Annotated in this window: 17 protein-coding genes; 10 read left to right on the plus strand and 7 right to left on the minus strand. The window is 72.4% G+C overall.

The window, feature by feature from the left end:
* Positions 1–24: 24 nt before the first annotated feature.
* From argC to AB0K80_RS31180, 5 genes are read left to right on the plus strand one after another with little or no spacing between them, the layout of a single operon-like run.
* On the plus strand, positions 25–1053 hold the full coding sequence (gene argC / locus AB0K80_RS31160) for an N-acetyl-gamma-glutamyl-phosphate reductase (RefSeq protein WP_365675451.1): 1029 nt from the start codon (positions 25–27) through the stop codon (positions 1051–1053).
* Positions 1050–2201 (plus strand): bifunctional glutamate N-acetyltransferase/amino-acid acetyltransferase ArgJ, encoded by a 1152-nt coding sequence (gene argJ, locus AB0K80_RS31165; RefSeq protein WP_365675453.1) that lies wholly within the window; start codon positions 1050–1052, stop codon positions 2199–2201. The genes argC and argJ overlap by 4 nt, the downstream gene beginning before the upstream one ends.
* Positions 2198–3109, plus strand: a complete 912-nt coding sequence (argB, locus tag AB0K80_RS31170) for an acetylglutamate kinase (RefSeq protein WP_365675455.1) — start codon at positions 2198–2200, stop codon at positions 3107–3109. The genes argJ and argB overlap by 4 nt, the downstream gene beginning before the upstream one ends.
* The gene (locus AB0K80_RS31175; protein WP_365675457.1) at positions 3106–4305 is read left to right on the plus strand and encodes an acetylornithine transaminase; all 1200 of its coding nucleotides are present in this window, start codon (positions 3106–3108) and stop codon (positions 4303–4305) included. Before argB ends, AB0K80_RS31175 begins: the two co-directional genes overlap by 4 nt.
* Positions 4306–4312: 7 nt before the next feature.
* A complete protein-coding gene (locus AB0K80_RS31180; RefSeq protein ID WP_365675459.1) occupies positions 4313–4867 on the plus strand; it encodes an arginine repressor in 555 nt (184 codons plus the stop codon).
* A gap of 39 nt (positions 4868–4906) precedes the next feature.
* Here the strand turns inward: AB0K80_RS31180 and AB0K80_RS31185 are convergent, their stop codons facing one another.
* The 6 genes from AB0K80_RS31185 to AB0K80_RS31210 all read right to left on the minus strand — a co-directional run bounded on the left by AB0K80_RS31185 (position 4907) and on the right by AB0K80_RS31210 (position 10271).
* A complete protein-coding gene (locus AB0K80_RS31185) occupies positions 4907–5710 on the minus strand; it encodes an FAD:protein FMN transferase (RefSeq protein WP_365675461.1) in 804 nt (267 codons plus the stop codon).
* Positions 5703–6482: an FMN-binding protein gene (locus AB0K80_RS31190; RefSeq protein WP_365675463.1), complete on the minus strand. Its 780-nt coding sequence runs from the start codon at positions 6480–6482 to the stop codon at positions 5703–5705. Before AB0K80_RS31190 ends, AB0K80_RS31185 begins: the two co-directional genes overlap by 8 nt.
* 56 nt (positions 6483–6538) lie before the next feature.
* Positions 6539–7921: a ferredoxin reductase family protein gene (locus AB0K80_RS31195; protein ID WP_365675465.1), complete on the minus strand. Its 1383-nt coding sequence runs from the start codon at positions 7919–7921 to the stop codon at positions 6539–6541.
* Between the two features lie 87 nt (positions 7922–8008).
* Positions 8009–8701, minus strand: coding sequence for a L,D-transpeptidase family protein (locus AB0K80_RS31200; RefSeq protein ID WP_365675467.1), 693 nt, complete (start codon positions 8699–8701; stop codon positions 8009–8011).
* A 3-nt stretch (positions 8702–8704) separates the two neighbouring features.
* The gene (locus tag AB0K80_RS31205; protein ID WP_365675469.1) at positions 8705–9292 is read right to left on the minus strand and encodes a pyridoxamine 5'-phosphate oxidase family protein; all 588 of its coding nucleotides are present in this window, start codon (positions 9290–9292) and stop codon (positions 8705–8707) included.
* 118 nt (positions 9293–9410) lie between these two features.
* A complete protein-coding gene (locus AB0K80_RS31210) occupies positions 9411–10271 on the minus strand; it encodes a hypothetical protein (protein ID WP_365675471.1) in 861 nt (286 codons plus the stop codon).
* A 216-nt stretch (positions 10272–10487) separates the two neighbouring features.
* Between AB0K80_RS31210 and AB0K80_RS31215 the strand changes: the two genes are divergently transcribed.
* The 5 genes from AB0K80_RS31215 to AB0K80_RS31235 all read left to right on the plus strand — a co-directional run bounded on the left by AB0K80_RS31215 (position 10488) and on the right by AB0K80_RS31235 (position 17249).
* On the plus strand, positions 10488–11681 hold the full coding sequence (locus AB0K80_RS31215) for an argininosuccinate synthase (protein ID WP_365675473.1): 1194 nt from the start codon (positions 10488–10490) through the stop codon (positions 11679–11681).
* Between the two features lie 102 nt (positions 11682–11783).
* Complete coding sequence (gene argH, locus AB0K80_RS31220; RefSeq protein WP_365675475.1) at positions 11784–13211, plus strand: argininosuccinate lyase; 1428 nt, start codon at positions 11784–11786, stop codon at positions 13209–13211.
* An 888-nt stretch (positions 13212–14099) separates the two neighbouring features.
* Positions 14100–15071, plus strand: a complete 972-nt coding sequence (locus AB0K80_RS31225) for an aldo/keto reductase (RefSeq protein WP_365675477.1) — start codon at positions 14100–14102, stop codon at positions 15069–15071.
* Positions 15072–15168: 97 nt separating this feature from the next.
* A complete protein-coding gene (locus AB0K80_RS31230; RefSeq protein ID WP_365675478.1) occupies positions 15169–15720 on the plus strand; it encodes a helix-turn-helix domain-containing protein in 552 nt (183 codons plus the stop codon).
* A complete protein-coding gene (locus AB0K80_RS31235; protein ID WP_365675480.1) occupies positions 15717–17249 on the plus strand; it encodes an MFS transporter in 1533 nt (510 codons plus the stop codon). The genes AB0K80_RS31230 and AB0K80_RS31235 overlap by 4 nt, the downstream gene beginning before the upstream one ends.
* Positions 17250–17411: 162 nt before the next feature.
* Here the strand turns inward: AB0K80_RS31235 and AB0K80_RS31240 are convergent, their stop codons facing one another.
* Positions 17412–18086: a lysophospholipid acyltransferase family protein gene (locus AB0K80_RS31240; RefSeq protein WP_365675482.1), complete on the minus strand. Its 675-nt coding sequence runs from the start codon at positions 18084–18086 to the stop codon at positions 17412–17414.
* Positions 18087–18145: the final 59 nt, after the last annotated feature.

Here is an 18145-nt window from a genome sequence, read left to right on the forward strand (position 1 = left end):
TCATGCCGTCTAGAGGAGGATTCCATGGCGGTACGTGCGGCAGTGGCCGGAGCGAGCGGATACGCGGGCGGGGAACTGCTGCGTCTGCTCCTGGCGCACCCCGAGGTCGAGATCGGCGCCCTGACCGGCAACTCCAACGCCGGGCAGCGGCTCGGCGCGTTGCAGCCGCACCTGCTGCCGCTCGCCGGCCGGGTGCTCCAGGAGACCACCGCCGACACCCTGGCCGGGCACGACGTGGTCTTCCTGGCGCTGCCGCACGGGCAGTCCGCCGCCGTCGCCGAGCAGCTCGGGCCGGACGTGCTCGTGATCGACATGGGCGCCGACTTCCGGCTGAAGGACGCCGCCGACTGGGAGCGGTTCTACGGCTCCCCGCACGCCGGCACCTGGCCCTACGGCCTTCCCGAACTGCCAGGCGCCCGCGCCGCGTTGGAGGGGTCCAAGCGCGTCGCGGTGCCCGGTTGCTACCCGACCGCCGTCTCGCTGGCGCTGTTCCCGGCGTACGCGGCGGGCCTGACCGAGCCCGAGGCCGTGATCGTCGCCGCCTCCGGTACCTCCGGCGCGGGCAAGACGCCCAAGCCCCACCTGCTGGGCAGCGAGGTCATGGGCTCCATGTCCCCGTACGGTGTCGGCGGCGGGCACCGGCACACCCCCGAGATGATCCAGAACCTCAGCGCGGCGGCCGGACAGCGGGTCGCCGTCTCCTTCACCCCGACGCTCGCGCCGATGCCCCGCGGGATCCTCGCCACGTGCAGTGCGAAGGCGCGGGACGGCGTCACGGCCGAGTCACTGCGGGAGACCTACGACAAGGCCTTCGCCGACGAGCCCTTCGTCCACCTGCTCCCCGAGGGGCAGTGGCCCGCCACCGCGTCCGTCTGCGGGTCCAACGCCGTTCAGGTGCAGGTCGCCCACGACGCCGCCGCGGGGCGCATCATCGCGATCAGCGCCATCGACAACCTGACCAAGGGCACCGCGGGCGGTGCCGTCCAGAGCATGAACATCGCCCTGGGTCTCGACGAGACCACCGGACTTTCCACGATCGGAGTCGCGCCGTGAGCGTCACCGCCGCCAAGGGCTTCACCGCCTGTGGCATCGCAGCAGGCATCAAGGAGAACGGCAACCCGGACCTGGCCCTCGTGGTCAACAACGGGCCCCGCCGCGCCGCCGCGGGCGTCTTCACCGCCAACCGCGTCAAGGCCGCGCCGGTGCTGTGGTCCGAGCAGGTCGTCAAGAGCGGCCAGGTCTCCGCCGTCGTCCTCAACTCCGGCGGCGCCAACGCCTGTACGGGCCCCAAGGGCTTCCAGGACACCCACGCCACCGCCGAGAAGGTCGCCGAGGTGCTCGGCCGGGGCGCCATCGAGGTGGCCGTCTGCTCCACCGGGCTGATCGGGGTGCTGCTCCCGATGGACAAGGTCCTCTCCGGCGTGGAGACGGCCGCCGCCCAGCTGTCCGAGCACGGCGGGGAGAAGGCCGCCATCGCCATCAAGACCACCGACACCGTCCACAAGACGTCCGTGGTGACGAAGGACGGCTGGACGGTGGGCGGCATGGCCAAGGGCGCCGGCATGCTCGCCCCCGGCCTCGCCACCATGCTCGTCGTCCTGACCACCGACGCCGACCTCGACAACGCCGCCCTGGACAAGGCCCTGCGCGCCGCCACCCGGGTCACCTTCGACCGGGTCGACTCCGACGGCTGCATGTCCACCAACGACACCGTGCTGCTGCTCGCCTCCGGGGCGTCCGGCATCACCCCGGACTACGAGGAGTTCGCCGACGCCGTACGGCAGGTCTGCGACGACCTCGGCCGGCAGCTGATCCGTGACGCCGAGGGAGCCAGCAAGGACATCAAGGTCGAGGTGATCAACGCCGCCACCGAGGACGACGCCGTCGAGGTGGGCCGCTCCATCGCCCGCAACAACCTCCTCAAGTGCGCCATCCACGGCGAGGACCCCAACTGGGGCCGCGTGCTGTCCGCGATCGGCACCACCAAAGCCGCCTTCGAGCCGGACCGGCTCAACGTCGCCATCAACGGCGTGTGGGTCTGCAAGAACGGCGGCGTCGGCGAGGACCGCGAGAAGGTCGACATGCGCTACCGCGAGGTGCACATCGTCGCCGACCTCGCCGCCGGCTCCCAGACCGCGACCATCTGGACCAACGACCTCACCGCCGACTACGTCCACGAGAACAGCGCCTACTCCTCATGACCACTCCCACGCGGAAACACACCGCCCTCCCCAAGGCCCAGATCCTCATCGAGGCGCTGCCCTGGCTGGTCCGGCACAACGGCAAGACCGTCGTCATCAAGTTCGGCGGCAACGCCATGGTCGACGAGGAGCTGAAGGCCGCCTTCGCCCAGGACGTCGTCTTCCTGCACCACGCCGGCCTCAAGCCCGTCGTCGTGCACGGCGGCGGCCCACAGATCAGCGCCGCCCTCGACCGGCACGGCATCGTCAGCGAGTTCAAGGCCGGCCTGCGCGTCACCACCGAGGACGCCATGGACGTCGTCCGCATGGTGCTGGCCGGGCAGGTGCAGCGCGAGCTGGTCGGGCTGCTCAACCGGCACGGGCCGCTGGCCGTCGGCATCACCGGCGAGGACGCGCACACCATCACCGCCACCAAGCACCAGCCCGAGATCGACGGCGAGCCCGTCGACATCGGGCGGGTCGGCGAGATCACCCACATCGACACGGGCGCGATCGAGGCGCTGCTGGCCGACGGCCGGATCCCGGTCGTCTCGTCCGTCGCCCGCTCCCAGGACGACCACCATGTCTACAACGTCAATGCTGATACGGCGGCTGCGGCACTCGCTGCTGCACTGGGCGCCGAGACCCTCATGGTCCTCACGGACGTCGAGGGACTCTACGAGGACTGGCCGAACTCCGACGAGGTGATCAGCCGCCTCACCGCGTCCCAGCTGGAAAAACTGCTGCCGGAGCTGTCCTCCGGCATGGTGCCGAAGATGGAGGGCTGCCTGTTCGCCGTGCGCAACGGCGTCCACACCGCCCGGGTCATCGACGGCCGGGTCCAGCACTCGATCCTGCTGGAGATCTTCACGGACGAGGGCATCGGCACGATGGTCGTGCCCGACGCGCAGGAGGGGGACGAGGCATGACGGGCAACGAGGAACTCGCGGCGCGCTGGCAGGGCGCGCTGATGAACAACTATGGCACCCCGCGACTGGCCCTGGTGCGCGGGCAGGGCGCCCGGCTGTGGGACGCCGACGGCACCGCCTACGTCGACTTCGTCGGCGGCATCGCGGTCAACGCCCTCGGCCACGCCCACCCGGCGGTCGTGGAGGCGGTGAGCCGGCAGATCGCCTCCCTCGGGCACGTCTCCAACCTGTTCGTCGCCGAGCCGCCGGTCGCGCTCGCCGAACGCCTGCTGCAGCTCTTCGGCCGCGACGGCAAGGTCTTCTTCTGCAACTCCGGCGCCGAGGCCAACGAGGGCGCCTTCAAGATCGGCCGGCTCACCGGACGCACCCACATGGTCGCCACCGAAGGCGGCTTCCACGGCCGCACCATGGGCGCCCTGGCCCTCACCGGCCAGCCCGGCAAGCAGGAGCCGTTCCTGCCGCTGCCGGGGGACGTCACGCATGTGCCGTACGGCGACGCCCAGGCGCTCGCGGCGGCCGTGACCGAGCAGACGGCCCTGGTCGTCATCGAGCCGATCCAGGGCGAGAACGGGGTCGTGGTGCCCCCGGCCGGCTATCTGAAGGCGGCCCGGGCCATCACCGCCAACGCGGGCGCGCTGCTCGTCTTGGACGAGGTGCAGACCGGCGTCGGCCGTACCGGGCACTGGTTCGCCTACCAGGCCCACGAGGGTGTCCTGCCGGATGTCGTCACCCTCGCCAAGGGGCTCGGCGGCGGGCTGCCGCTGGGCGCGACGGTCGCCTTCGGGCGGGCGGCGGAGCTGCTGCAGCCCGGGCAGCACGGCACCACCTTCGGCGGGAACCCCGTGGCCTGCGCCGCCGGGCTCGCCGTCCTCGACACCATCGCCGACGAGGGCCTGCTGGAGAACGTCAAGCGGCAGGGCGAGAGGCTGCGCGACGGAATCGAGTCCCTGGGCCACGGATTGATCGACCATGTCCGGGGCGCGGGCCTGCTCCTGGGTATCGTGCTCACCGAGCCGCTCGCGCCGCAGGTGCAGAAGGCGGCTCAGGACGCCGGGTTCCTGGTGAACGCGCCCGCCCCCGAGGTCGTACGGCTCATGCCGCCGCTGAACCTCCGCGAGGACGAGGCGGACGCCTTCCTCCAGGCCCTGCCCGGCATCCTCGACGCGGTCAACGGGGACGGACGATCCGGAGAATGAGACGACGATGAGCCAGGCGCAGGACCACGGGCACAACGGGACCAACGGGACCGCCGGGCCTGCCGTGCCGCAGACCCGCACCGCACGCCACCGCCGGATCGTGGACATCCTCAACCGGCAGCCGGTGCGCTCGCAGAGCCAGTTGGCGAAGCTGCTCGCCGACGACGGGCTGAGCGTCACACAGGCCACGCTCTCCCGCGACCTGGACGAGCTGAACGCGGTGAAGATCCGCAACACCGACGGCGACCTGATCTACGCGGTGCCCAGCGAGGGGGGTTTCCGGACCCCCCGGGCGCCGCTCGGGGAGTCGGCCAAGGAGGAGCGGATGCGCAGGCTCTCGCAGGAGCTGCTGATCTCCGCGGAGGCCTCGGCGAACCTCGTCGTCCTGCGCACGCCGCCCGGTGCCGCGCAGTTCCTGGCCTCCGCGATCGACCAGGCCGAGCTGCACGACATCCTGGGGACCATCGCGGGTGACGACACGGTGCTGCTGATCAGCCGTAACCCCACGGGGGGCCAGGCGCTGGCCGATCATCTGCTGCGGCTGGCCCAGAACGGGCACTGAGCGGGGGAACACCGCCCGGCGCGCCCGGCCGCCCTCCGCTCAGCCCAGCCGGGAGGCCAGGCCCCCCGTGCACCTGACCTCGTCGCCCGCCGTGATGAGCAGGGCCTCCACGTCCGGCAGGGACTCCAGCCAGGCCAGGCCCTCGCGCGAGCCCATCGCGAAGGCCGCCGTCGCCCAGCAGTCCGCCCACGTCAGCCTCGGAGCCACCACGGTCACGGCCACCAGGTCGGTCACCGCGGAGCGGCCCGTGCGGGGGTCGATGATGTGGGCGCCGCGCTCCGCCGTGCCGGACGTGGCCACGGCCAGCTCCCGGGTGCCGGCCGCGGAGATCACGGCCGCGAGGCCGCCGGGGCGCAGGGGGTCGGCGATCCCCACCCGCCACGGCCGCTGCCCGCCGGGCGTGCCGAGCAGCTGGACGTCGCCGCCGCCGTTGACGCTGACGCCGCTCACCCCGGGGATCCCCGCCAGGTGCCGGGCGGCCCGCTCGACGGCCCAGCCCTTGACGATGCCGGTCGGGTCGAGGCGGCCCTGGTAGCGGGTGCTGAACCAGCCCTGGCTCGTCCGCTCGGCCTCGGCCGCCAGCTCCAGCACCTCGGCGACCTCGGGATCGCACTGCCCGACGGTCAGCTCCCCGCGGGCCAGCCGGGAGACCTGGCTGTCCTCGCGGTAGGTGCTGAACACCTCGTCGACCCGGTGCAGCCCGGCGACCGCCTCGTCGAGGGCCGCGCGCACCGCGCCCGGTTCCCCGCCGCGGACGTCGAGGGAGAAGACGGTCCCCATCGCCTCCTCCGCGTGACGCACCGCGGCGGGAGCCTGTGCCGAGTCGGTCACCGTGTCAGCCACCGGCCTGGTCCAGCGCCGACTGGAGGGACTGCTTGTACCCGGCGCTGGTGTACGTCGCCCCGGACACGGCGTCGATGTCCGCGCTGCCGGCGGCGACGGCCGCCTGGTTGAGCCGCGGTACGGCGGTCTGGGTGATCTGGTCGCTGCGGCCGCCCTTGGGGGCCTGCACGGCCTCGGCCTGGGTGACCTTGCCGCCGCTGACGGTGATCCGGACCTGGACCGGGCCGTACTCGGTCTGCACGGCGCTCCCGGTGACGGTCCGGGCCTGCGCGCTCCCCGCACCCGAGCCGGACCCCTGCTGGGCACCGGACCCCGACCCGGCCGCCGCCTTCACCTTGTCCAGCGCCGACTGGAGGGACTGCTTGTACCCGGCGCTGGTGTACGTCGCCCCGGACACGGCGTCGATGTCGGCGCTCTGCGCGGCGACGGCCGCCTGGTTGAGCCGGGGTACGGCGGTCTGGGTGATCTGGTCGCTGCGGCCGCCCTTGGGGGCCTGCACGGCCTCGGCCTGCGTGATCTTGCCGCCGCTGACGGTCAGGCGGACCTGCACCGCGCCGTACTGGGTCTGCGCCGCGTCGCCGGTGACCGTGGACGACCCCGCGGCCTGGGCACCGCCCTGCGGCGACTGCGCCGCGGCCGGCGGCACCTGGCCGCCCACCGCCTGCGCGGAGCCCGGGTCGGACGCCGGCTTCAGCGACAGCAGCAGCACGATCCCGGAGACCGTGGCGGCGCCTGCGAGCACGGCACGCCGGACAGGGTGACTCTTCCTCATCGCTTCTCAAGCTCCTGATGGCCCGTCGATGTCCCGCCGCTCCCCTCGGGAGCGACTCACATCTCGAACGACTCGTGGTGGATACGGCGGGCGGGGACTCCCGCGCCGCGCAGTGCCTCGTACACCGACTGCGCGAAGCCGGGCGGCCCGCACATGAACACGTCGTGGCGGTCGATGTCCGGGATCTTCCGCTGCAGGGACTCCGCGGAGATGTCCGGGCGTTCCCCGTCGGGGCTGTTGACCGCGTACATCAGCCGGGCGCCGCGCTCGTCGGCGATCTTCGCCAGCTCGTCCCACAGCGCCAGGTCCTGGGTGCTGTTGGCCCGGTAGAGGAGCGTGATGTCACCGGCCGCGCCCGGCAGGGTCTCGAACAGTGCCCGCATCGGGGTGATCCCGACGCCGCCCGCGACCAGCAGCACCTTGCCGCGGCTGCGGCGCTGGGCGGTCAGAGCGCCGTACGGGCCCTCCGCCCACACCCTGGTGCCGGGCGTCAGCTCGCGCAGCCGGGAGCTGTGGTCGCCGATCGCCTTGACCGTGATCCGCAGCATGTCCGGGCGGGGGGCCGCCGACAGCGAGTACGGGTGGGAGCTGAACCGCATGCCCGGCGCGAGGAACCGCCAGCGGAAGAACTGCCCGGCCTCGGCGCCCATCCGGTGCAGCTTCCGCCCGCCGATCAGCACCGACACGATGCCCGGGGTCTCCTCGTAGACCGCCTCCACGCGCATCCGGTGCCGCAGGTTGAGGCGGATCGGGGTGAGGATCCGGTACCACAGCACCAGCGCGGTGACCGCCCCGTACAGCCCGTACCAGAAGGTCTTGGCGGCGGGCTCGACGGCGAACTCGTTGCCGGTGGTGATCTGGTGCCAGAACGTCAGGTACACCGCCGCGTAGGTGAGCAGGTGCACGTGGTACCAGGTGTCGTAGCCGATCATGCGGCGGACCCCGCCGATCGACAGGATCCCGATGACGAACAGCAGACCGGTGCCGATGGCCGCCTTGCCCATGTCCGGCAGCTGGTTGACGGAGTCGATCGTCTGCTGCACGACGCCGCTGAGCGTCTTGCCGGCCTGCAGCGCGTAGCCGTACATGGTGAGGAAGACGTGGGCGAGGACCAGGCAGAGCGTGTACCGGCCGGTCATGGCGTGCCAGCGGGCCACCCGGTCGGAGCCCACCCGCCGTTCCAGTGCGGGCACCCGGGCCATCTGGAGCACCACGAGCGCCATCAGGTAGCCGGCGAGCAGGCCGGTGATCCGGCCCGCGGCCAGGATCTTGCTCGGGGTGTCCGCGAGGGACGGCGTGTTGTCCCACCACAGCCACAGCACGCCCGCCGCGCCCGCCCAGAGGGCGATGACGAGCGGAACGGCCGGGGAGCGGCGTGGACGGATGCGGCGCATCGTCTGTCGGCGGGCGGCACGGCCGCCGGCGAGCGTGGTGGTCACGGTTCCTCCGTGGGGACTTGACCCTTGGCCCACAGATACGTGCCGGAACCGGGGAGTGTTCAGCGCCTCGCGGCGAAGACCGGCGGCTCAGTAGCGGGTGATCGCCGTGGCCCCGCCCACCGTGCCGATCGCGAGGTGCGGCCGCCGCGCCGGACGGGCCCAGGCGAGCATCGTCCGCATGGCCTTCTCCGGCACCGACACACAACCGGCCGTCGCACCCCGCCCGTTGACATGCAGGAAGATGCCGGCGCCGCGCCCCCGCACCGGACGGTGGTAGTTGAAACCGGTGATGAACGCGTACGCGTACTGCGTGCGGTAGGTGACGAGGTGCTCCGCCTCGGCGGCCCGGCAGTCGGCCGCCCGGGGTTCGCTCCAGCGGTTGTAGCGGCGGGAGTCGTTGTCCTGGCACCACCAGGAGTCCTGCCGGACCCGGCGGTAGGGGTACGTCGTGCCGCGCGGCGCCGCCTTGACGCCGAAGGCGTACGGCAGGTCGTACACCCCGGCCGGGGTGGTGTTCGTGCCCTGTCTGCGGGCGGTGCCCTCGACGAGTCCCTTCGCGCCGAAGCGCGCGGGTGCGGAACCGGCCTTCACCCACCGGCCGTCCCGCAGGTCCCACCAGGTGACCGTGCCCGTGGTGGCGGCGGGTCCCGGGGCCACCGCGGTGATCAGCTGCGTCCCGCCCCCGGTGTCCGCCATCCGGGCCGGCAGCGGCCTGGACGGCAAAGCGCCGCCCAGCGCGAGCAGCGAGGAGACGGCGAGGGCGAGGGCAGCGGGGCGCATGCGTCAGACCGTAGAGGGCGGCAGCGGCAACGGCAGCCCGGGCAGTCCGTCCAGGCTCGTCGCGATGTGCTCCTTCTTGGTGAAGTACGCGTTGAGCGAGGCGTCGTCCTCGCGGGAGAAGCGCTTGCCGTGCAGATCGCGCTCGGCCTCGTACGCCATGTAGGGCACCGCGTATCCGCAGGTGTCCCGGACGAGTTCCGCCGTGACGACGATGATCGCGCGCAGGCCGTGCGGGCTCGGGTCGATGCCGGGGAAGCGGGCGAGGAGCTCGGCGAAGCGCGGGTCGTCGCGGAAGACCGGCTCGCCGCGGCCGTGCACCCGGACGATGTTCGGCGGGCCCTGGAAGGCGCACCACATCAGGGTGATACGGCCGTTCTCCCGCAGGTGGGCGATGGTCTCGGCGTTGGAGCCGGCGAAGTCGAGGTAGGCGACGGTGCGGTCGTCGAGCACCGCGAAGGAGCCCTTGAGGCCTTTGGGGGAGAGGTTGACGGTGCCGTCGGCGGACAGGGGAGCGGTGGCGGTGAAGAAGAGGGGCTGCGCCTCGATGAAGGAACGGAGCCTGCCGTCTATGCGCTCATACGTCTTTCCCATGCCCACATGATGAGCTCAATTAGTTCGCCTGTCTAAGGAATTGCGGGATCCGGTGCGCGGATCCGCCCGTGGCCGCCCCGGCCGGCGCTCGCGCGGGGCGGCCACGGCGCCTGTCACGTCACTTGGTGAGCGTGCAGGCGGCCAGCGAGTCCAGGCCCTGCGGCTTGGCCGCCGTACGGCCGATGGAGATGGCGATGCGGTCGATGGTCGACTTCCGCTTGTCCGCGAGCGGGCCGAGGATCGCGTTCTGGACGAAGTTGGGGCCGCCCTGGCCGACCGTGTTCTTCAGCCGCGTGTTGGCCTCCTGGATCTGCGTGTTGAGCAGGGCCAGGTTGCGGTCGACCTCGGCCTTGGCGGAGGCCGGGACCGCGGGCAGCTTGGACTTCACGTCGGGGCAGGTGATGGTCCCGGCCGCGGTGGCGTTGCCCGCATTGTTGCCGGCGTTGCCGGCGTTGCCCGCGTTGCCCTTGTTCCCGCCGGCGGCCGAACCTGGGGCCTTGCCGGAGTTCTGGGCGCCGCCCGCGTTGCCGCCGGCCCCGTTGAGGGTGCAGGGCGCGAGCGCGTCCAGGCCCTGCGGCTTGGCCGCCGTACGGCCGATCGCCGTCGCGATGCGGTTGACCGTCGCCACGCGCTTGTCCTTCAGCGGGCCGAGGATCGCGTTCTGGACGAAGTTGGGGCCGCCCTGGCCGACCGTGTTCTTCAGCCGCGTGTTGGCCTCCTGGATCTGCGTGTCGAGGAGGGTCAGGTTGCGGTCGACCTCGGCCTTGGCGGAGGCCGGGACCGCGGGCAGCTTCGACCTGACGTCCGGGCAGGTGATCGTGCCGGGGCTCGCCAGCGTCCGGGCGGTGGTCCCGCTGCTCTTGGACGTCTCCCCGGCGAGGGCGAAGCCCGCGATCGCCGTGCCGGACAGCGCCACCGCGGCGGCGCCGCCGATCCACGCGACGCGACGCTTGTTGTACTTCGGAAGAGCCCTGGACATGCGGATGCCTCACTCGGGTCAGGGGTGTGGTCGGTTTCCAAACGCGGCGCCTGCGTTCGGCGAGAGGTACGGGAAAGCGGTTGCCCATGTTCAAAGGGAGCCGGATTTTTCTCCGCGCCCCCTTCATCGCACCCGCCCCGCCGACCCGGATTGACGAATCATGCGGACTCCTGCATACTCATGCATGTCAGCGAATGCACTGTGAGGAGAAACCCCGTGACCGAGCGCGTCGTACTCGCCTACTCAGGCGGTCTGGACACCTCCGTCGCCATCGGCTGGATCGCCGAGGAGACGGGCGCCGAGGTCATCGCCGTGGCGGTCGACGTCGGCCAGGGCGGCGAGGACCTGGACGTCATCCGCAAGCGCGCGCTCGCCTGCGGGGCCGTCGAGGCCGAGGTCGCGGACGCCAAGGACGAGTTCGCCGAGGAGTACTGCCTCCCGGCGATCAAGGCCAACGCCCTCTACATGGACCGCTACCCGCTGGTCTCGGCGCTCTCCCGGCCGACGATCGTCAAGCACCTCGTCGCCGCCGCCAAGAAGCACGGCGCCGACACCGTCGCCCACGGCTGCACCGGCAAGGGCAACGACCAGGTCCGCTTCGAGGCCGGCATCGTCGCCCTCGCCCCCGACCTCAAGTGCATCGCCCCGGTCCGCGACTACGCCATGACCCGCGACAAGGCCATCGCCTTCTGCGAGGAGAAGGGCCTGCCGATCGCGACCACCAAGAAGTCCCCGTACTCCATCGACCAGAACGTCTTCGGCCGTGCCGTCGAGACCGGCTTCCTCGAGGACATCTGGAACGCGCCGATCGAGGACATCTACGAGTACACCCAGAACCCGGCCACCCCGCGCGAGGCCGACGAGGTGATCATCACCTTCAAGGAGGGCGTCCCGGTCGCCATCGACGGCAGGCCCGTCACCGTCCTGCAGGCCATCCAGCAGCTCAACGAGCGCGCCGGCGCCCAGGGCATCGGCCGGATCGACATGGTCGAGGACCGCCTGGTCGGCATCAAGTCCCGTGAGGTCTACGAGGCCCCCGGCGCGATCGCCCTGATCACCGCGCACCAGGAGCTGGAGAACGTCACCGTCGAGCGCGAGCTGGCCCGCTACAAGCGGCAGGTCGAGCAGCGCTGGAGCGAGCTGGTCTACGACGGTCTGTGGTTCTCCCCGCTCAAGCGCGCCCTGGACGGCTTCGTCAACGAGGCCAACCAGCACGTCTCCGGCGACATCCGGATGACCCTGCACGGCGGCCGGGCCGTCGTCACCGGCCGGCGCTCCGAGGAGTCGCTGTACGACTTCAACCTCGCCACCTACGACACCGGCGACACGTTCGACCAGTCCGCGGCCAAGGGCTTCATCGACATCTACAGCCTGTCGTCGAAGATCGCCGCCAAGCGCGACCTCGCCTGACCCGCCGGGTCACCTCACACGCACTAGCCTGACAACCGCCTCCTCACTTGCGTCTGAGTGGGGAGGCGGCGGCACATCCGTACCTCTCTAGGAGCAACCCAAGTGAGCAGCAACAGCGGTGACGTACGGCTCTGGGGCGGCCGTTTCGCCGACGGCCCCGCCGAGGCCCTGGCCAAGCTGTCCGCGTCCGTCCACTTCGACTGGCGGCTCGCGCCGTACGACATCGCCGGTTCGCGTGCGCACGCGCGCGTGCTGCACAAGGCCGGGCTGCTCACCGACGACGAGCTCCAGCGCATGCTGGCCGGGCTCGACCAGCTGGAGGCCGACGTGGCCGACGGCTCCTTCGTGGGCACCGTCGCCGACGAGGACGTCCACACCGCCCTGGAGCGGGGCCTGCTGGAGCGGCTCGGCCCCGACCTCGGCGGCAAGCTGCGCGCGGGCCGCTCCCGCAACGACCAGGTGGCGACGCTCTTCCGGATGTACCTGCGGGACCACGCCCGGATCATCGGCGGCCTGATCGCCGAGCTGCAGGACGCGCTGATCGGCCTGGCCGAGGCCCACCCGGACGTGGCGATGCCCGGCCGCACCCACCTCCAGCACGCCCAGCCGGTGCTCTTCGCCCACCACGTCCTCGCCCACGTCCAGGCCCTGTCCCGGGACGCGGAGCGGCTGCGGCAGTGGGACGAGCGCACGGCGGTGTCGCCGTACGGCTCCGGCGCCCTGGCCGGATCCTCGCTCGGCCTGGACCCGGAGGCGGTGGCGAAGGACCTCGGGTTCGAGCACGGCAGCGCGGCCAACTCCATCGACGGCACGGCCTCCCGCGACTTCGTCGCCGAGTTCGCCTTCATCACCGCGATGATCGGGGTCGATGTCTCGCGGATCGCCGAGGAGATCATCATCTGGAACACGAAGGAGTTCTCCTTCGTGACCCTGCACGACGCGTTCTCGACGGGCTCGTCGATCATGCCGCAGAAGAAGAACCCGGACATCGCCGAGCTGGCGCGCGGCAAGTCCGGCCGTCTGATCGGCAACCTGACCGGGCTGATGGCCACGCTGAAGGCCCTCCCGCTCGCCTACAACCGCGACCTGCAGGAGGACAAGGAGCCGGTCTTCGACTCCATCGACCAGCTGGAGGTCCTGCTGCCGGCCTTCACCGGCATGATGGCCACGCTCACCGTGCACCGGGAGCGCATGGAGGAGCTGGCCCCCGCCGGGTTCTCCCTCGCCACGGACGTCGCCGAGTGGCTGGTCAAGCAGGGGGTGCCGTTCCGGGTCGCGCACGAGGTGGCCGGCGAGTGCGTCAAGGTCGCCGAGGCCGAGGGCAAGGAGCTCGACGAGCTCACCGACGAGCAGTTCGCGAAGATCTCGGCCCACCTGACCCCGGAGGTCCGCTCGGTCCTCAACGTCCCGGGCGCCCTGGCCTCCCGCGACGGCCGCGGCGGTACGGCGCCCAGTGCGGTGGCCGTCCAGCTGGCCGAGGTGAAGGCGGACGTGGCGGCACAGCACGCGTGGGCGAACGCGAAGCGGTAGGCCGGCGGGGTCCTTTTGCCCACCCACCCACCCGACGCGGCCTGCCGAGAGGCCGACCTCGCCCCAGGGCTCCGCCCCGGACCCCGGCGGGGCTGCGCCCCCTGCGCCCCGCGGTGGGTGTCGTCCCGGCCGTTGGTTCGGCGTGATGAGGGGCAGCAGTTGAACGCGGGGGTGCGCGTACCTTGCGGGGGCCCCGCCCGGCTGTCCGACGTGCCTCGCCCCGGGCTACCCCGCCCGGTGTCGGTCCATGACCGGTGGGGCTGTCGGCCCACGGGGTGCGGCAGGGGTGGCGCCCTCCCGGTTGTCCGACGCGGTTCTCGACGGGTAGGGCCCGGGCCGCCACGGAGGACCGCGCCTCGCGTGCCGCCGGAGCTTGGCCCACCCGTCCGCCCGAACGGCCGGACGGAATCCCTCCCCTCTGCACCCGGGCGGCTGCCCCGGGCCCGGGCCCGCTCCCCGATATGCCCAGGACCAGGCCGACCCGCCTCGGCGTGCCCTGGCCCGACACCCGGCACGGGGCCGGAGCCGGACACTCCTCCAACGCCTCGTCGTCTGCGCCGAGATCGCGCTCGCCGTGTCTACGGAGGCCTACGCGCCGCCCGGCTGCGCACCTGGGCGGACGCCCTGCGCGGTACCGGCCCCCGTCCCCGAGGGCCGGCAGGGCGCCGGGGACCTCCTCGGCGTGCCCGCCGCCGGACCCCATTCCCGAGGTGAGGCCGGCTCTCCGCCGGTGGAGTGCAGGGGCGCAGCGGGGTCCGGGGCGGAGCCCCGGGGCGAGTTCGACCTGTCGGCAGGCCGTGTCGGGTGGGTGGGTGGGCGACGCCCGCGCGTCAAGCCACCGCACCCCCGCTACGTTGGTCCACAGCAGTCGATCGAACGGAGCCCGCGATGCCCTTCGCCCGTCTCGCCTCGGTGACGACCCCGACCTGCCACCTCGGGCTGGGGCTCGCCGCCGTCGGGCGGCCCGGCTACATCAACCTCGGCCGGGACCGGGACCTCCCGGCCGACCGCACCGTCGACGCCCTGCGTGCCCGTACCCACGAGCTGCTGGACGCCGCCTACGCCCAGGGCGTCCGGTACATCGACGCGGCCCGCTCCTACGGCCGCTCGGAGGAGTTCCTGGCCGACTGGCTCACGGCCCGGCCCGAGGTCACCGACGTCGTGGTCGGCAGCAAATGGGGCTACACCTACACCGCAGGCTGGTCCACCGACGCCGAGCAGCACGAGGTCAAGGACCACAGCCTCGCCACCTACCGGCGCCAGCGCGCCGAGACGGACGCCCTGCTCGGTGACCGGCTCGACCTCTACCAGATCCACTCGGTCACCCCGGACAGCCCGGCCCTGACCGACAAGGAACTGCACGCCCGGCTGGCCGAGGCCGCCGCCCAGGGCGTCACGGCCGGGTTCTCCACCAGCGGCCCCGCCCAGGCCGACGCCATCCGCGCCGCCCTGGAGATCACCGTCGACGGCGAGCCGCTCTTCCGTACTGTGCAGTCCACGTACAACCTCCTGGAGACCTCCGCCGGCCCCGCCCTGGCCGAGGCGCACGACGCCGGGCTCACCGTGCTCGTCAAGGAGGGCATGGCCAACGGGCGGCTCGCCGGGCCGCACGCGCCCCAGGTACTGCAGGACGTAGCCGGCGAGACGGGACTGGGCTGCGACGCCGTCGCCCTCGCCTTCGTGCTGCGGCAGCCCTGGGCGGGTGTCGTTCTCTCCGGCGCCGCGACCGTCACCCAGCTCGCCTCCAACCTGCACGCCGCCGCCGTCGACCTCGACGACGACCAGCTCGCCCGGCTCACCGCCCTCGCCGAGGAGCCGCGCGCCTACTGGGAGCGGCGCAGCAGGCTGCCCTGGCACTGATCCGCACCGGCCACCCACGTCCCCCGCGCACCAGGCCGCATGAGTCACGCATGCCCATGATGAGACACTCACGTCTCATATGGGCTACCCTCGTCTCATGGCTGTCGATCGTGACCACGTGCTGCGCACCGCCGCGGCCCTGCTGACCCGTAGATCCACCGCGACCATGGACGAGGTCGCCAGGGCTGCGGGGATCAGCCGCGCCACCCTGCACCGCCACTTCGCGGGCCGGGACGCGCTCGTCCGGGCGCTGGAGTCGCTCGGCATCGCCGAGTGCGAGGCCGCGCTGGACGCGGCCCGGCTGGACGAGGGGACCGCGAGCGAGGCCGTGCACCGGCTGGTCCGGGAAATGGAGCCCGCCGCCGGGCTGCTCGCCTTCCTCTACAGCGAGAACCAGCTGTTCGAGGGCGAGGAGCAGAACGCCGGCTGGGCCCGTACCGACGAGCGGATCGCCGCCCTGTTCCGGCGCGGCCAGGCCGACGGCGAGTTCCGTATCGACCTCACCCCGGCCTGGCTCACCGAGGCGCTGTACGGCCTGCTGGCCTCCGGCGCCTGGGCCGTGGCGGAGGGCAGGGTCGCGCCCAAGGACTTCACCTACATGATCGTCGAGCTGTTGCTCGGCGGCGCCCGGCGAAGGAAGGAATCATGACCAGTACGGTGCGGCCGGCGAGCCCGGCCGAGGCGGTGCAGCGCCCGGGCCGCTGGCTCGCGCTGTGCGTCCTCGTGCTCGCTGTGCTGCTGGTGGCCGTAGACGCGACCGTCCTCGGCCTGGCGACCCCGTACATCAGCGAGGACCTGCGGCCCTCCGGCGCTCAGCTGCTGTGGATCGGCGACGTGTACTCGTTCGTCATCGCCGGTCTGCTCGTCTCCATGGGCAGCCTCGGCGACCGGGTCGGCCGCAAGCGGATCCTGCTGGTGGGCGCCACGGCGTTCGGCGCGATATCCGTGCTGAACGCCTACGCCACCACCCCCGAGCTGATGATCGTGGCCCGGGCGCTGCTCGGTGTCGCCGGCGCGACCCTGATGCCCGCCACCCTCGCCCTGATCCGCAACCTCTTCCCCGACCCGCGCGAACGCAGCCTCGCCGTCGGCATCTGGGGAGCCACCGCGTCGGCGGGTACGGCGGTCGGCCCGATCGCCGGCGGTTTCCTGCTGGAGCACTTCTGGTGGGGGTCGGTGTTCCTCATCAACCTGCCCGTGATGGCCGTCCTGGTCGTCGTCGGCGCCAGGCTGCTGCCCGAGTCCCGCAACCCGGACCCCGGCCCCTGGGACCTGGCCAGTGTCCTGCTGTCCCTGGCCGGCATGGTCGGTGTCGTGTACGCCGTCAAGGAGGCCGCCGCCCACGGCCTGACCTGGACGTCCCTGACCGCCGGACTGCTGGGCATCGCCGCCCTCCACGGTTTCGTACGCCGTCAGCTCACACTCCCGGCCCCGCTGCTGGACATGCGGCTGTTCCGCAACCGGGGCTTCAGCGGGGCGGTGCTCGCCGACCTGCTGACCATCCTGGGACTGTCCGGGTTGGTGTTCTTCCTCTCCCAGTACCTGCAACTCGTCCAGGGGCGGGGCCCCCTCGAGGCGGGGCTCGCCGAACTGCCCGCCGCCCTCGGCGCGGTGGCGGCCGGTCTTGTCGCGGGCCGGGCCGCACGGCGGTTCTCGGTGCGGGCCGTGGTCTCCTCGGGCCTCGCCGCCGTCGGCCTCGCGCTCGCCGCGCTGACCGTCGTCGGCCAGTCCACGGGCTACCCTCTGCTCGGCTTGTCCCTGCTGGTCGTGGGCATCGGCGCCGGGTTCTCCTTCACCGTGACCGCCGACGTGATCCTCTCCAGCGTGCCCAGGGACCAGGCGGGCGCCGCGTCCGCGGTGTCGGAGACGGCGTACGAACTCGGCGCGGCCCTCGGCATCGCCCTGCTCGGCTCCGTGGTGACCGGCGTCTACCGGGGCTTCACCGGCCCGGCGGGCACCCCGGCGCAGGCACACGAGTCGCTGGGCGGAGCCGTCGAGGCCGCCGCGCACCTGCCCGCGGACACCTCCGCGGACCTGCTGGACGCGGCCCGGCAGTCCTTCGTCGACGGGCTGACGCTCGCGGCGGGCGTGGGCGCCGCCGTCCTGCTGGCCACGGCCGTCGCGGCCTGGTTCCTGCTGCGCGGGCAGCGCCTGGAGGGCGGGAGCCGGCACCCCTGAGGCACGGGCCCCGGGCGGCGGCGCGGCCGTGGCATGCCAGGGGAACGCCCCAGCACGGAGAACGGGCCGCTCCAAGAAGGAGCGGCCCGCCGTGTCGGAGGCCGGTCAACGGGCTCCCGGGTGACAGGCCCAGGGACTGCCCCCCTGCCGGAACCCCGCGCCTTACGCGGCCTTCTTCGCCTTCGTGGCGTACATGTCCACGTACTCCTGCCCGGACAGCCGCATGACCTCCGCCATCACCGAGTCGGTCACCGCCCGCAGCACGTAGCGGTCCCGGTCCATGCCCTCGTACCGGGAGAACTCCATCGCCTCGCCGAAGCGGACCGTGACCCGGCCCGGGCGCGGCATGCCCCGGCCGCCCGGCTGGAGCTTGTCGGTGCCGATCATCGCGAACGGCACCACGGGCGCGCCCGTCATCAGGGTGAGCCGGGCGATGCCGGTCCGGCCGCGGTACAGCCGGCCGTCGGGGGAGCGGGTGCCCTCGGGGTAGATGCCGAACACCTTGCCCTCCTCCAGCACCCGGCGGCCGGTCATCAGCGCGGCCACACCGCCGTTCGCGCCGTCCCGGTCCACGGGGATCATGCCGACGCCCGTGAAGAACCAGGCCATCAGCCGGCCCTTGAGGCCCTTGCCGGTGACGTACTCGTCCTTGCCGATGAACAACACCTGCCGCTTGGTCACCAGCGGCAGCACGATCGAGTCGATGAACGTGAGGTGGTTGCCCGCCATGATCACGGGACCGTCGGCCGGGATGTGCTCCGCGCCCTCCACCTGGGGGCGGAACATCAGGCGCATGATCGGGCCGAGCACTGCCTTGATGAGCGCGAAGCGGGACAACGGGCCCTCCGGTGTAGAAGCCGTCGATGGATGCCGTATGAGTCTGTGCAGGTGAGGAC

The organism is Streptomyces sp. NPDC052682, from assembly GCF_040678435.1.
Classification (GTDB): Bacteria; Actinomycetota; Actinomycetes; order Streptomycetales; family Streptomycetaceae; genus Streptomyces.